General features: G+C 61.3%; 12 protein-coding genes and 1 riboswitch. Of the genes, 10 read left to right on the plus strand and 2 right to left on the minus strand.

What is annotated here, in order from left to right; translation table 11 throughout:
- Window positions 1-79: 79 nt before the first annotated feature.
- Window positions 80-1,513, minus strand: coding sequence for a TolC family outer membrane protein (locus HXW87_RS06470; RefSeq protein ID WP_095667703.1), 1,434 nt, complete (start codon window positions 1,511-1,513; stop codon window positions 80-82).
- 205 nt (window positions 1,514-1,718) lie between these two features.
- A riboswitch (TPP riboswitch) is annotated at window positions 1,719-1,824 on the plus strand.
- A gap of 146 nt (window positions 1,825-1,970) precedes the next feature.
- Here HXW87_RS06470 and thiC point away from each other — a divergent pair.
- On the plus strand, window positions 1,971-3,860 hold the full coding sequence (gene thiC, locus HXW87_RS06475) for a phosphomethylpyrimidine synthase ThiC (RefSeq protein ID WP_047290956.1): 1,890 nt from the start codon (window positions 1,971-1,973) through the stop codon (window positions 3,858-3,860).
- Between the two features lie 201 nt (window positions 3,861-4,061).
- Window positions 4,062-5,354, plus strand: a complete 1,293-nt coding sequence (gene cytX / locus HXW87_RS06480) for a putative hydroxymethylpyrimidine transporter CytX (protein ID WP_047290957.1) — start codon at window positions 4,062-4,064, stop codon at window positions 5,352-5,354.
- Here cytX and HXW87_RS06485 read toward each other — a convergent pair.
- Entirely contained in the window at window positions 5,323-6,069 is a 747-nt protein-coding gene (locus HXW87_RS06485) for an RsiV family protein (protein WP_131670969.1), read from the minus strand. The two genes, cytX and HXW87_RS06485, sit on opposite strands and share 32 nt — an antisense overlap.
- 230 nt (window positions 6,070-6,299) lie before the next feature.
- Here HXW87_RS06485 and HXW87_RS06490 point away from each other — a divergent pair, with 230 nt between their 5' ends.
- From HXW87_RS06490 to parC, 8 genes are all read left to right on the plus strand, one after another.
- Complete coding sequence (locus HXW87_RS06490) at window positions 6,300-6,917, plus strand: NUDIX domain-containing protein (RefSeq protein WP_095667700.1); 618 nt, start codon at window positions 6,300-6,302, stop codon at window positions 6,915-6,917.
- Window positions 6,908-7,360 carry a DUF1249 domain-containing protein gene (locus HXW87_RS06495; protein ID WP_007967395.1) on the plus strand — a complete coding sequence of 151 codons (453 nt, stop codon included), beginning with the start codon at window positions 6,908-6,910 and terminating at the stop codon, window positions 7,358-7,360. The genes HXW87_RS06490 and HXW87_RS06495 overlap by 10 nt, the downstream gene beginning before the upstream one ends.
- Before the next feature lie 99 nt (window positions 7,361-7,459).
- Window positions 7,460-8,275: a 3',5'-cyclic-AMP phosphodiesterase gene (gene cpdA, locus HXW87_RS06500; RefSeq protein ID WP_239778609.1), complete on the plus strand. Its 816-nt coding sequence runs from the start codon at window positions 7,460-7,462 to the stop codon at window positions 8,273-8,275.
- Window positions 8,276-8,480: 205 nt separating this feature from the next.
- On the plus strand, window positions 8,481-9,089 hold the full coding sequence (locus HXW87_RS06505) for a YqiA/YcfP family alpha/beta fold hydrolase (RefSeq protein ID WP_239778610.1): 609 nt from the start codon (window positions 8,481-8,483) through the stop codon (window positions 9,087-9,089).
- Between the two features lie 42 nt (window positions 9,090-9,131).
- Entirely contained in the window at window positions 9,132-11,039 is a 1,908-nt protein-coding gene (gene parE / locus HXW87_RS06510) for a DNA topoisomerase IV subunit B (RefSeq protein ID WP_121183399.1), read from the plus strand.
- Window positions 11,039-12,028, plus strand: coding sequence for an esterase-like activity of phytase family protein (locus HXW87_RS06515; RefSeq protein WP_239778611.1), 990 nt, complete (start codon window positions 11,039-11,041; stop codon window positions 12,026-12,028). Before parE ends, HXW87_RS06515 begins: the two co-directional genes overlap by 1 nt.
- On the plus strand, window positions 12,025-12,549 hold the full coding sequence (locus HXW87_RS06520) for a TIGR02281 family clan AA aspartic protease (RefSeq protein WP_047290964.1): 525 nt from the start codon (window positions 12,025-12,027) through the stop codon (window positions 12,547-12,549). The genes HXW87_RS06515 and HXW87_RS06520 overlap by 4 nt, the downstream gene beginning before the upstream one ends.
- 7 nt (window positions 12,550-12,556) lie before the next feature.
- The gene (parC, locus tag HXW87_RS06525) at window positions 12,557-14,821 is read left to right on the plus strand and encodes a DNA topoisomerase IV subunit A (RefSeq protein WP_003221074.1); all 2,265 of its coding nucleotides are present in this window, start codon (window positions 12,557-12,559) and stop codon (window positions 14,819-14,821) included.
- Window positions 14,822-14,969: the final 148 nt, after the last annotated feature.

Genomic DNA, 14,969 nt, shown 5'->3' on the forward strand with positions numbered 1-14,969 from the left:
CGGGTAAGCCGGGTTTACGACTGCTGCGCAGTCGAATCGGGGATAAATCCCCTCGCCACAGGGGATTTATTCAGATTGTTTACGGCCGCGCCCTGAGCTGTGCTTCGGCGGCCTTGGCCAGATCCGGCGGGAGGAAATCCTTGTCCGGGTTGTAGTCGGCCTTCAAATAACGTCGCAGGTCTTCCAGATCACCCGGATTCAACGTCCCCGCCGCCTGCTTCAAGCGCAGGTTGTCGAGGATGTAGTCGTAACGGGTGTTGTTGTAGTTGCGCACCGAGGTGTACAGCTGACGCTGAGCATCGAGCACGTCGACGATGTTGCGCGTCCCCACCTGATAACCGATTTCCGTGGCTTCCACCGCGCTCTGGTTGGAAATGATCGACTGGCGCCGCGCCTGTACCTGCTCGACATCGGTGTTCACCGCGCGGTGCAGGTTGCGGGTGTTTTCGACGATCTGCCGGCGCAGGGCTTCGCGCTGCTGTTCGCTCTGATCCAGTTGCGCATAGGACTGGCGCACTTGCGAACTGGTCAGCCCGCCGCTGTAGATCGGAATGTTCAGTTGCAACGCCAGCGTGCGTTGATCGACGTTGCCACCGTACGGCGTGCCGAAGGCGTTCGGGTTGGCGAAGCCGAGAGCGTCGTTGTCACCCTTCTCGTATTTGGCCACGGCGTCGAGGGTCGGCAGGTGGCCGGCCTTGCGCTGCTTGAGGGTCTGTTCGGCGGAGCTGACCGCAAAGTTGCTCGCCAGCAGATTGAGGTTCTGTTTGGCGGCGGTGTCGACCCAGGCCTTGGCGTCGTTGGGTGTCGGCGGCAGGATCGGCAACGTATGGACGATGCCCTGAATCGAGTTGTACTGACGGTTGGTCAGGGTGATCAGCGCTTCGAAGGCATCGTCGACCTGACGCTGGGCAACGATCCGGTTGGCACGCGCGGTGTCGTAGCTGGCTTGTGATTGCAGGACGTCGGTCTTGTCCGACAGGCCGACATCGAAGCGCTCGTTGGACTGGTCGAGCTGACGCTTGAACGCGGCTTCTTCTGCCTTGGTCGAAGCCAGGTTGTCCTGGCTGCGCAGCACGTTGAAGTAGCTTTCGGCTGATTGCAGGATCAGGTTCTGTTCGCTGGCCGAGAGTTGCAGGGCGGCCTGTTCGTTGACGTCCTTGGCGGCCTGATACTGGAACCAGCGGTCGGCACGGAACAAGGGCTGGGCCAGGGTCGCCTGATAGGAATGCGCGCTGCGATTGGCAATGGCTGAAGGCTGGTCGATCGAGGTGCGCACATCCGCCACTTCAGCGCCGCCGGACAGGTTCGGCAGCAAGCCGGCACGGGCCTGTGGCACCACTTCTTTCTGCGCGCCGTACTGGGCGCGGGCGGCGGCCAGATCGGCGTTGTTGTCGACGGCTTCCTGATAGACGCTGACCAGATCGGTCTTGGTCGACAAGGGCGCTTCTGCTGCCCAGGCCATTGCGTTGGACGCACAAGACACGGCAAGAGCCAGTGAAAGTTTGCGCAGCATGAGGCGATCCCTAGCAAAAATATTACGAAAATAATGTGCGCGCCAAGGCTACGGCGCGGCCCCGACAGCGTCAAGGTGCGCAGGGCAAAGCGAGTGTAGTTGTGCAAACGTGCGGCAACAATCCTGCAAGTCCCGGTAATTGCGCCATTCATCATGGTGTTTGCCGCGGTGTTGGCGTTCTTCGCCGGTTGTGTCTAGACTGGCCGGGTTCTTGTCGGGGTGCCTTGCTATGAGGCTGAGATCGAATAATTTCGGATCCCGTTGAACCTGATCAGGTTAGCGCCTGCGTAGGGAACAAGATTTCTCGTCACCCGGCGAGTCCTCTTGTGCTTCGTCCGGGAAATTGTTCGACAATCGAACGCTCGACGACGATGCACAGCACCAGTCCTGGTGCGTCCGTGCCTTTCAGGTTCTGCTCCGACAATCCATTGCCTGGATGCTGTCTGGAGAGCCCGTGATGACTACAAAAGCAAAAAACGCGATCAACCTGAGTGACTCGGCCAAGGTCGATGAGCAGTCGGTTCAGCCGTTCACCCGTTCGCAAAAAGTCTACGTTCAGGGCTCGCGCCCGGACATCCGCGTGCCGATGCGCGAAATCACCCTCGATGTGACGCCGACCGACTTCGGCGGCGAAATCAACGCGCCGGTCACCGTCTACGACACCTCGGGCCCGTACACCGATCCGAACGTGGTGATCGACGTGCGCAAAGGTCTGGGCGACGTGCGTTCGGCGTGGATCGATGACCGTGGCGACACCGAGCGTCTGCCAGGCCTGAGCTCCAGCTTCGGTCAGGAACGTCTGGCCGATCCGGAGCTGACCAAACTGCGTTTTGCCCACGTCAACAACCCGCGCCGCGCCAAGGCCGGGGCCAACGTCAGCCAGATGCACTACGCGCGCAAAGGCATCATCACCGCCGAGATGGAATACGTCGCCATCCGTGAAAACATGAAGCTGCAAGAGGCCCGAGCTGCCGGCCTGTTGACTCAGCAACACGCCGGCCACAGCTTCGGCGCGAGCATCCCGAAAGAAATCACCCCTGAGTTCGTCCGCGAAGAGATCGCCCGTGGTCGCGCGATCATTCCGGCCAACATCAACCACGTCGAACTGGAACCGATGATCATCGGCCGCAACTTCCTGGTGAAGATCAACGGCAACATCGGCAACAGCGCCCTGGGTTCGTCCATCGAAGAAGAAGTGGCGAAACTGACCTGGGGCATTCGCTGGGGTTCGGACACGGTGATGGACCTGTCCACCGGCAAACACATTCACGAAACCCGCGAGTGGATCATCCGCAACTCGCCGGTGCCGATCGGTACCGTGCCGATCTATCAGGCGCTGGAGAAGGTCAACGGCGTCGCTGAAGACCTGACCTGGGAGCTGTTCCGCGACACGTTGATCGAGCAGGCCGAGCAGGGCGTCGACTACTTCACCATCCACGCCGGCGTGCTGTTGCGCTACGTGCCGCTGACCGCCAAGCGCGTGACCGGCATCGTGTCCCGTGGCGGTTCGATCATGGCCAAGTGGTGCCTGGCGCACCACAAAGAGAACTTCCTCTACACCCACTTCGACGAAATCTGCGAAATCATGAAGGCCTACGACGTCAGCTTCTCGCTGGGCGATGGCCTGCGTCCGGGCTCGATTGCCGACGCCAACGACGAAGCGCAATTCGGCGAACTGGAAACCCTCGGCGAGCTGACCAAGATCGCCTGGAAACATGACGTGCAATGCATGATTGAAGGCCCGGGTCACGTGCCGATGCAGTTGATCAAGGAGAACATGGACAAGCAGCTGGAGTGCTGCGACGAGGCGCCGTTTTACACCCTCGGCCCGCTGACCACCGACATCGCCCCGGGTTACGACCACATCACCTCGGGTATCGGTGCGGCGATGATCGGCTGGTTCGGTTGCGCCATGCTCTGCTACGTGACACCGAAGGAGCACTTGGGCCTGCCGAACAAGGATGACGTGAAGACCGGGATCATCACCTACAAGATCGCCGCCCACGCAGCGGACTTGGCCAAAGGACACCCGGGCGCGCAGATTCGTGATAACGCTTTGAGCAAGGCGCGTTTCGAATTCCGTTGGGAAGACCAGTTCAACCTCGGTCTGGATCCGGACACCGCGCGTTCGTATCACGACGAAACCCTGCCGAAGGATTCGGCCAAGGTCGCGCATTTCTGTTCGATGTGCGGGCCGAAGTTCTGCTCGATGAAGATCACTCAGGAAGTCCGCGAATACGCGGCCAACCAGCGGATCGACGCGGTCGACGTGGACGTCGCCCAAGGCCTGGCGGAACAGGCCGAGCGGTTCAAGAAGGAAGGCAGTCAGCTGTATAAAAAAGTCTGATCCCTGACTGATCTTTTGTGGTGAGGGGATTTATCCCCGATCGACTGCGCAGCAGTCGCAATTTTGAGAACCGGGTCCTTCAGATGTACCGCATTCTCAGGTTTTGGGGCTGCTGCGCAGCCCATCGGGGATGAATCCCCTCGCCACAAGTGGGCCAGCTTGATCACACACAACAACAAATGTCCCTCTGAGATAACACCCTTGAGTATTCAACCCGGCACTTATTCCCCCGACCTCGCCGTATCCGCCGACAAGCGAGTATTCGGCGGTCGCGATCTGTTTTCCCTGTGGTTCTCCCTCGGTATTGGCCTGATGGTGTTGCAGACCGGCGCGTTGCTCGCGCCTGGTCTGGGCCTTTCCGGTTCGCTGCTGGCGATTTTCCTCGGCACGCTGGTTGGCGTTCTGCTGTTGGCCGCCGTCGGCGTGATCGGCAGCGACACCGGCCTGTCATCGATGGCCGCACTGAAACTGAGCCTCGGTAGCAAAGGCGCAAGCCTGCCGGCGCTGCTCAACCTGCTGCAACTGATCGGTTGGGGCTCGTTCGAAATCATCGTCATGCGTGATGCCGCCAGCCTGCTCGGCACTCGCGCGTTCAGCGAAGGTTCGCTGTGGGCCAGTCCGATGCTCTGGACGTTGTGCTTCGGTGCGCTGGCGACTTTGCTCGCGGTCAGCGGGCCGCTGACGTTCGTGCGCAAGATCCTGCGCAAATGGGGTATCTGGCTGATCTTGGCGGCGTGCATCTGGCTGACCTGGAATCTGTTCGCCAAGGCGGATCTGGCGGCACTCTGGGCGCGTGCGGGGGACGGTTCGATGCCGTTTGCCGTGGGCTTCGATATTGCCATCGCGATGCCGCTGTCGTGGCTGCCGCTGATCGCCGACTACTCGCGTTTCGGCAAGCGCGCGAAAAACGTATTCGGCGGCACGGCGATCGGTTTCTTCGTCGGCAACTTCTGGCTGATGAGTCTCGGCGTGGCCTACACCCTGGCGTTTGCGCCAAGCGGTGAGGTCAATGCGTTGCTGCTGGCACTGGCCGGGGCCGGTCTGGGCATTCCGCTGTTGCTGATTCTGCTGGATGAGTCGGAAAACGCGTTCGCCGACATTCATTCGGCAGCGGTTTCCAGCGGGATTCTGTTGCGTTTGAAGGTTGAGCATCTGGCCTTGGCCATCGGCGTGATCTGCACCCTGATTGCACTGCTGGCGCCCTTGGCGCAGTACCAGAACTTCTTGTTGCTGATCGGCTCGGTGTTCGCGCCGCTGTTCGGCGTGGTGCTGGTGGATCACTTCATCCTGCGCAAGCGCAGCGCCTACGTGGCGTCAGCCGCATTGCGCTGGCCGGCGCTGTTGGCATGGCTGGGCGGGATCAGCACCTACCACTTGCTGGCGAATCTGTATCCGGATGTCGGCGCGACCCTGCCGGCACTGGTGCTGGCAGGGCTGTTGCAACTGGTGCTGGGCCGGGCTTTCAGTTACGGCCGGGAAACAGCTCGGGTTTGAGGATGCCGTTCAGACGCGGGTAAGGAATCTTCAGTTCGACGTGGCCCAGCGCGTAAGGCGCGATGGTGCTCACGTCGTACTTGAGGATCACGCCACCGTAGGTCAGCGCCACGTTCGGGGTTTTCACGAACGGCCAACTCTTCACGAAATCCGCTTCCTGATCGAGCTTGGTGCTGATCAGCCAACTGTTGTGCGCCACCTGCGCGGCCTTCCAGAACGCGTCTTCCTGACCCGGCAGCAACATGTCCGACAGGTTCAGCACCTTGTGCTGCTGACGCGAGTAGTTGATGAAGCCGCGCCCCGGCGTGCCATGGGCGCCGCCGGTGTCGAGGTAGCTCGACAGTTCGATGATCACCAAGCCGTCATGCTGCTCGCGTACCTTGGCCTGCAGGTAGCTGCTGTTGCGCGGGCCGGCGGTGCGCAGGAATTGATCACGATAGGCCGCCAGGCTTGGCGCGACCGCTGCGTTCTGCTCGGTGCGGGTCATTTGCAGCAGGCGCTTTTCGATAATGCCGTCCAGTGCAGGCTCGGCCGCGAAGTGCACGGTATCGATATTCACCAGCGGACAATCAGGGTTGGAACAGCCGGGTTTCAGGGTTTCCGAGGCGTCGCGGGTGGTTTCCAGCGGCGTGCGGTAGTTGGGCTGGAACAGGTTGGCGCAGGCACCCAGGGTCAGGGCGATGGCGGCCACGGAGGCAATTTTGAAAAGCGACATGGGCGTCCTTTCTGAAACAGGGGAAGGCAAAAAGTTATCCGCTTCGACTCTCGCCGAGGCAGTCAGTTCGCCACTAAGCTAATTAGAGTGGGTTTCGCCGCCACCGTCCATCCCGCTGACGGTAAAGGGGCTGCATCAATCATCACCGGCGCGTTAGGATGGCGCGAAGTCGAGGTTGCCGGTCACCACAAGGCGCCTCGTATCGGGATTTGCAGTAAGAGAGGATGCTCATGACAGATTTTGCCAACGCCACTCCGGCCAACGTCGACGTCGTAAAGCGCGAGCGCTGCTACGAGGGCTTCTACAAGCTCGATCGTTTGCACCTGCGCCATGAGCTGTTCGCCGGCGGCATGAGCCGCGAGATCAACCGCGAAGTCTTTGTGCGCCACGATGCCGTGTGCCTGCTGCCGTACGATCCGCAGCGTGACGAAGTGGTGCTGCTCGAGCAGTTTCGCGTCGGGGCCATGGGCAAGACCGACAACCCGTGGCTGGTTGAGCTGGTCGCCGGTCTGATCGACAAAGTTGAAGTGCCGGAAGAAGTTGCTCACCGCGAGGCACAGGAGGAAGCTGGACTGGACATCAAGGCCCTGTTGCCGATGACCAAATATTTTCCGTCGCCGGGCGGCAGCAACGAATTCGTGCATTTGTACCTGGGGCACTGCAGCACCGACGGCGTAGGCGGCCTGCACGGGCTGGAGGAAGAAGCAGAAGATATCCGCGTCACGGTCTGGGCCTTTGAAGATGCCTTGCAGGCCGTCCGTGACGGACGCATTGCCAATGCGGCGAGCATCATCGCCTTGCAATGGCTGGCGCTGAACCGCGCCGAAGTGAGGGGGTTATGGTCGTAAACAAGCTGCGCGATCGTTATCGAGTTGACCTTGCGGGGCTGCAAGCCGCCTGCGAGGCCAACTACGCGCGCCTGATGCGACTGGTGCCGGACATGCGCAACGACCCCGAAGCGCGGCGCATCGCCGTGACCCAGGGCGAGCAGATGCTCGGCGTGCTGGCCCTCGAAGTGCTGCAGACCTGCCCGTACACCACCACTTTGCAGGTGCGCCAGGAGCACAGTCTGCCGTGGTTGCCGGTGCCGCAACTGGAGGTGCAGGTCTATCACGATGCGCGCATGGCCGAGGTGATCAGCGCCGAACATGCACGACGCTTTCGTGGCATCTATCCTTACCCGAACGCCGCGATGCATCAGCCGGATGAAAAGGCCCAGCTCAATCTGTTCCTGGGGGAATGGCTGAGCCATTGCCTGGCCCTGGGGCACGAGTACGAAGTCGTACGCTAGTTGTGAACTGCGTCCGGTTCGCCGGTTTCCCCTTTGCGCCATCCCCCAGCATAATTGCGGCACTCAACCGATTCCGTGCTTTTGCCCTGGGAGAACGCCTTGCCGAGCGTATCCACATTGACCACCGCCGATCCGGCGTTGCTGGTGCAGTTATCCGACAGTCACCTGTTCGCCGAGGCGGACGGCACGCTGCTGGGCATGAACACCCGCGAGAGTCTGCAAAAGGTCATTGAGCAGGTACTCAAGCAGCAGCCGCGGATTGACCTGATGCTGGCCACGGGTGATTTGTCACAGGACGGAACACTTGAGTCGTATCAACTGTATCGCCAGATGACCGCGCAGATCGATGCGCCGGCGCGCTGGATTCCCGGCAATCATGATGAGCCGCAAATCATGGCTCAGGCCGCGGTGCAAAGTGCATTGCTGGAATCGGTGGTCGATGTCGGCAACTGGCGCGTGACCTTGCTCGATTCGGCGGTGCCGGGCTCAGTGCCGGGCTATCTGCAGGACGATCAGCTGCAACTGCTGGCCCGTTCGTTGAGCGAAGCGCCGGAGCGCCATCATCTGGTGTGTTTTCATCATCATCCGGTGTCGATCGGATGCCCGTGGATGGAGCCAATCGGCTTGCGCAACCCGGAAGCGTTTTTCGACGTGCTCGATCGTTTTCCACAGGCCCGCGCGGTGCTGTGGGGGCATGTGCATCAGGAAATCGACCGCGACCGCAACGGCGTGCGGTTGATGGCTTCACCGTCGACCTGCATCCAGTTCGAGCCGGGCAGTCACGACTTCAAGGTCGGTGAGCAGGCGCCAGGCTATCGCTGGTTGCGGCTGTTGCCGGACGGGCGGCTGGAAACCGGCGTGGAGCGCGTGACCGACTTCGAATTCACCGTCGATTACGGCTCTAACGGCTACTGACACTTTTTGTAGGAACTGCCGAAGGCTGCGATCTTTTGATCCTGTTTTTAAAATCAAAAGATCGCAGCCTTCGGCAGCTCCTACAGGAGGTAGCGGGGACCGAGAGGGCAGCATTGCAGCAGGGCATGCACATCATTTGTATGGCCCATCCCACCGCGACTCCCTGTAAACTCCGCTATCTTTCGCCGACACTCAGGGAGCTCCAATGTCCGGTTCGATTCTCTATATCCACGGTTTCAACAGCGCGCCGGCCTCGAAAAAGGCCTGTCAGCTGGTCGAGGTGATGGAACGGCTGGGTTTGAGCGAGCAATTGCGTGTCCCGGCGCTGCATCACCACCCGCGTGAAGCCATCGGTCAGTTGCAGCAGGCGATTGCCGACCTGGGCCGGCCGTTGCTGGTGGGAAGCTCACTCGGCGGCTACTATGCGACTCACTTGGCTGAGCGCCACGGCTTGAAAGCCCTGCTGGTCAACCCGGCGGTCAGCCCGCACCGGATGTTCGACGGCTACCTGGGCACGCAGAAAAACCTGTATACCGATGAGACCTGGGAACTGACCCATGACCATGTGACGGCCCTGGCCGAGCTGGAAGTGCCGGCACCCGTGGATGCGCAGCGCTATCAGGTGTGGTTGCAGACCGGCGATGAAACACTGGATTATCGCCTCGCCCAGCAGTATTACCGGGCCTGCGCCTTGCGCATTCAGGCCGGCGGCGACCATGGTTTCCAAGGGTTTGCCGGACAATTGCCGGCGTTGCTGAGTTTTGCCGGCATTGGCGCCGATTTGTACCAGGCAATTGATTTCACCGCACTGTGACGTCTTGCCCCTTTTTCATTGAATCACTGACGACGAGACCCTATGGCCACTCCCAGCGCTAGCTCTTATAACGCCGACGCCATCGAAGTCCTCTCGGGCCTCGACCCGGTGCGCAAACGCCCCGGCATGTACACCGACACCAGTCGGCCGAACCACCTCGCCCAGGAAGTCATCGACAACAGTGTCGACGAAGCCCTGGCCGGCCACGCCAGATCGGTGCAGGTGATTCTGCACGCCGATCACTCGCTGGAAGTCAGCGACGACGGACGCGGCATGCCGGTCGACATTCACCCGGAAGAGGGTGTGTCGGGTGTCGAGCTGATCCTCACCAAGCTGCATGCGGGCGGCAAGTTTTCCAACAAGAACTACCAGTTCTCCGGCGGTCTGCACGGGGTGGGTATTTCCGTGGTCAACGCCTTGTCGTCCGAAGTCCGGGTACGGGTGAAACGTGACGGCAACGAATACCAGATGACCTTCAAGGATGGCTTCAAAGCCACCGAACTGGAAATCGTCGGCACCGTCGGCAAGCGCAACACCGGCACCAGCGTGTACTTCGCGCCGGATCCGAAATATTTTGACTCACCGAAATTCTCCATCAGCCGCCTCAAGCATGTGCTCAAGGCCAAGGCTGTGCTGTGCCCGGGGCTGCTGGTCAGCTTCGAAGACAAAGGCACCGGCGAGAAAGTCGAGTGGCATTACGAAGACGGCCTGCGCTCCTATCTGGTGGACGCGGTCAGCGAATTCGAACGCCTGCCGGACGAGCCGTTCTGCGGCAGCCTGGCCGGTAATAAAGAAGCGGTGGACTGGGCGCTGCTGTGGCTGCCGGAAGGTGGCGACGCGGTGCAGGAAAGCTACGTCAACCTGATCCCGACGGCGCAGGGCGGTACCCACGTCAACGGTTTGCGTCAGGGCCTGCTCGACGCGATGCGCGAGTTCTGCGAATTCCGCAGCCTGCTGCCACGCGGCGTGAAGCTGGCGCCGGAAGACGTCTGGGAACGCATCGCTTTCGTGCTGTCGATGAAGATGCAGGAACCGCAGTTCTCCGGCCAGACCAAAGAGCGTCTGTCGTCCCGTGAAGCGGCGGCGTTCGTTTCCGGCGTGGTCAAGGACGCTTTCAGTCTGTGGCTCAACGCCAATCCGGAAACCGGTCTGGCCCTGGCCGAACTGGCGATCAACAACGCCGGTCGCCGCCTCAAGGCGAGCAAGAAAGTCGAGCGCAAGCGCGTCACCCAGGGCCCTGCGCTGCCGGGCAAACTGGCTGACTGTGCCGGGCAGGATCCGATGCGCTCCGAGCTGTTCCTGGTCGAAGGTGATTCCGCCGGTGGTTCCGCCAAGCAAGCGCGGGACAAGGAATTCCAGGCGATCCTGCCGTTGCGCGGCAAGATCCTCAACACCTGGGAAGTCGACGGCAGCGAAGTGCTGGCGAGCCAGGAAGTGCACAACATTGCCGTGGCCATCGGTGTCGATCCGGGTGCCACGGACATGAGCCAGCTACGCTACGGCAAGATCTGCATCCTCGCCGACGCCGACTCCGACGGTCTGCACATCGCCACGCTGCTGTGTGCGCTGTTTGTCCAGCACTTCCGCCCGCTGGTGGATGCCGGGCACGTCTACGTGGCGATGCCGCCGCTGTACCGCATCGACCTCGGCAAAGAGATCTACTACGCCCTCGACGAAGCCGAGCGCGACGGGATTCTCGACCGTCTGGTGGCCGAGAAGAAACGCGGCAAGCCACAGGTCACCCGATTCAAAGGCCTGGGTGAAATGAACCCGCCACAGCTGCGCGAAACCACCATGGACCCGAACACCCGGCGTCTGGTGCAGCTGACACTGGGCGACGATTTTGCCCAAACCTCGGAAATGATGGACATGCTGCTGGCGAAGAAACGCGCCGGTGACCGCAAGACCTGGCTCGAATCCAAGGGCAACCTCGCCGAGGTGCTGGCCTGATGCGGTTTGGCTGGGCCTTGGCGGGTGCCTTGCTGCTGAGTGCGATGGGCGTGTCGGCCGAACCGCTGCAGGAGTTGCGCGTGCTCTCGGAACACCCGGTCGACGGCATGCGTGGCGGCAACCTGTCGGGACTGGCCATGTGTGGCAGCGAGTTGTGGACGGTGTCGGACCGCGATGACGACCAGATCTATCGACTCAACACCGCCGATCAGGTCTGGCAGGCCGAAGCCTTGCACATCGACGTGCCTCTGGTGCCAGAGACCGGTTTGCCGTGGGGATTGCGCTCGCGCAATTGGGCCGCGTCGTTCGTGCGCGGTGGCGACCTGGATTTCGAAGGCATCAGTTGCGACAGCACCGGCAACCGCTACATCGTCAGCGAGGGCCACGCGGCGGTCCTGCAAGTGCCCGTCGGCGGCCCGGTCAACTGGCTGAAGATCTCGCCGATGATGGTTCGCGAAGCGCGGGCCAGTGGCATGCTTCTGCATTTCAATGCGATCTTCGAAGGTCTGGCGATCAACCCGGCGGGCGATCAAATGTGGCTGGCCGGCGAGCGGCAAAACCGTGGCTTGCTGCTGATCAAGCGTCAGCAGACCGTGTGGGATTGCGACGGTCGTTGCGTGTTGCTCAGCGAGGGTGGCAAGGAGATGCAGCCGCCGCAGTTCCCGCACGCCAAAGCGGTCGACCGCGACTTTTCCGACCTTTCGTTGTTCAACGGCAAATTGTTTACCCTTGAACGCAACGCCTTCCAGATTTGTCGGCGCGATGCGCAGACTGCCAAGGTCGAGCGTTGCTGGTCGTACGCTGCTGAACTGTTGCAGGCCAACCGCCGTTATTCGCAGAACTTCGGGTTGGAAGAAGCGCTGATCGTTGATGCGGAGGGGGCGTGGGTCGGTGTCGACAATAATTTCGGCCCGCGCGCCGACGGTGAGGTTCGGCCGATCGTCTGGCGCTTCGCCGCGCCTGAAGGTGGCTGGAGCGCCAAACCGTGAGTCAACAACCGCCGGGCAAACGCGCCGGCCGGGTGTTGATGATTCTGGCCTGGTGCGCGGGGCTGTTTCTGGCCACACGGTTTTTCGGCCAGTGGGAAGAACGTCAGCAGAATCCGAATGTGGTGGTCACGTCCGAGCAGCATGACGGCGTGGTCGAAGTAAAACTGGCGGGCAATGCCCAAGGGCATTTCGTCGCCAGTGGCCAGATCAACGGTGAGCCGGTGGAGTTCATGCTCGATACCGGCGCCACCGATGTGGCGATCCCGGCGGATCTGGCCAAACGCTTGAAACTGGAAGAAGGTTTCGGTGTGACCTTGAGCACGGCCAACGGCCTGAGCCAGGGCTACCGGACAAAGATCGACCGCCTGCAACTGGGCGACATTGTGCTGCGGGACGTCCGTGCACTGGTGGCGCCAGGGCTGCATGGCGATCAGGTGCTGCTCGGCATGAGCGCCCTGAACAAACTTGAATTCACCCAGCGCGGTGGCACCATGCTGCTGCGCCAGACAACGAACCGATGAGGCCCGCATGAGCGACTCCCTTGATCTCAGCCTGGACGGTGTGGAACGCCGCTCGCTGGCTGACTTCACCGAAAATGCCTACCTCAACTACTCCATGTACGTGATCATGGACCGTGCCCTGCCGCATATCGGCGACGGCCTGAAACCGGTACAGCGGCGTATCGTCTACGCCATGAGCGAGCTGGGGCTGGACGCCGATTCCAAGCACAAGAAATCGGCGCGTACCGTCGGTGACGTGCTCGGCAAGTTCCACCCGCACGGCGACTCGGCGTGCTACGAAGCGATGGTGCTGATGGCCCAGCCGTTCAGCTATCGCTACACGCTGGTTGACGGTCAGGGTAACTGGGGTGCGCCGGACGATCCGAAGTCCTTCGCCGCCATGCGTTATACCGAAGCGCGTCTGTCGCGCTATTCCGAAGTGCTGCTCAGCGAACTGGGCCAGGGCACCGCTGACTGGGGGCCGAACTTCGACGGTACCTTGCAGGAACCACTGGTGTTGCCGGCACGTTTGCCGAACATCCTGCTCAACGGCACCACCGGCATCGCTGTCGGTATGGCTACCGACGTACCGCCGCACAACCTGCGCGAAGTCGCTACCGCTTGCGTGCGCTTGCTCGATGAGCCGAAAGCCACGGTCGAACAGCTCTGCGAACACATTCAGGGCCCGGACTATCCGACCGAAGCGGAAATCATCACGCCGCGTGCCGACCTGCTGAAAATGTACGAAACCGGCAAGGGCTCGGTGCGCATGCGCGCCGTGTACCACGTCGAGGACGGCGACATCATCGTCACCGCGCTGCCGCATCAGGTCTCCGGGGCCAAGGTGCTGGAGCAGATCGCCGCGCTGATGCAGGCCAAGCCGTCGAAAGCGCCGCAGATCGCCGACCTGCGTGACGAATCCGACCACGAAAACCCGTGCCGCATCGTGATCATTCCGGTCAACAGCCGCGTCGATCACGAAGCGCTGATGCAGCACCTGTTCGCCAGCACCGAGCTGGAATCGACCTACCGGGTCAACGTCAACATCATCGGGCTGGACGGCAAGCCACAGCTGAAAAACCTGCGGGCATTGCTGGTCGAATGGCTGGAGTTCCGCGTACTGACCGTGCGTCGTCGCCTGCAATTCCGCCTCGACAAGGTCGAGCGCCGCCTGCATCTGTTGGACGGTTTGTTGATCGCTTACCTCAATCTGGATGAAGTGATCCACATCATCCGCACCGAGGAGCATCCGAAAGCCAAGCTGATCGAGCGCTTCGCCCTCAGCGAAATCCAGGCCGACTACATCCTCGACACCCGGTTGCGGCAGTTGGCGCGTCTGGAAGAGATGAAGCTGCGCGACGAGCAGGACGAACTGCTCAAGGAACAGGCCAAGCTGCAAGCCTTGCTGGGCAGCGAAGCCAAGCTGAAGAAGCTGGTGCGCACCGAGCTGCTGAAAGACGCTGAAACCTACGGTGATGATCGTCGTTCGCCGATCGTCGAGCGTGCCGAAGCCAAGGCGCTGACCGAACACGATCTGCTGCCGAACGAGAAAGTCACCGTCGTGCTGTCCGAAAAGGGCTGGATCCGCTCGGCCAAGGGGCACGATATCGACGCCACCGGCCTGTCGTACAAGGCTGGTGATGGCTTCAAGACCTCGGCGGCGGGGCGCTCCAACCAGTTTGCGGTGTTTATCGACTCTACCGGTCGCAGTTATTCGGTGGCCGCGCACACCTTGCCGTCGGCTCGAGGCCAGGGTGAGCCATTGACCGGTCGTCTGACCCCGCCGCCCGGCGCCACGTTCGAATGCGTGCTGATGCCCGAAGACGATGCGTTGTACGTGATCGCCTCCGATGCCGGTTACGGTTTCGTGGTCAAGGGTGAAGACCTGCAAGCCAAAAACAAGGCCGGTAAAGCCCTGTTGAGCCTGCCGAACAACGCCAAAGTCATCGCGCCGCGCCCAGTGGCCGATCGTGAGCAGAACTGGCTGGCCTCGGTCACGACCGAAGGTCGCCTGCTGATCTTCAAAATCAGCGATCTGCCACAATTAGGGAAGGGCAAGGGCAACAAGATCATCGGAATTTCCGGCGAGCGTGTGGCCAGTCGCGAAGAATACGTCACGGACATCGCCGTACTTCCGGAAGGCGCTACCTTGGTGCTGCAGGCCGGAAAACGGACCCTGTCGCTGAAGGCCGACGACCTCGAACACTATAAAGGTGAGCGTGGACGTCGCGGGAATAAACTCCCGAGGGGCTTTCAGCGGGTGGATGCGCTGCTCGTCGAAAACCTCAATTAGGCGAAAACGCCCTTCTAGAGGCGTCGAACTACGATTTAACGCGTAGATCGACGCTTTGGCGCTGGAGTCGGAACGCATATTCACGGATGATATGGCCTTTCCAAGCGCCGGCGTGGCCGAGCGTTCTTCATATTTATTGAGTATTTTC

The organism is Pseudomonas sp. Y5-11 (assembly GCF_022368695.1).
Taxonomy (GTDB): Bacteria; Pseudomonadota; Gammaproteobacteria; order Pseudomonadales; family Pseudomonadaceae; genus Aquipseudomonas; species Aquipseudomonas parakoreensis.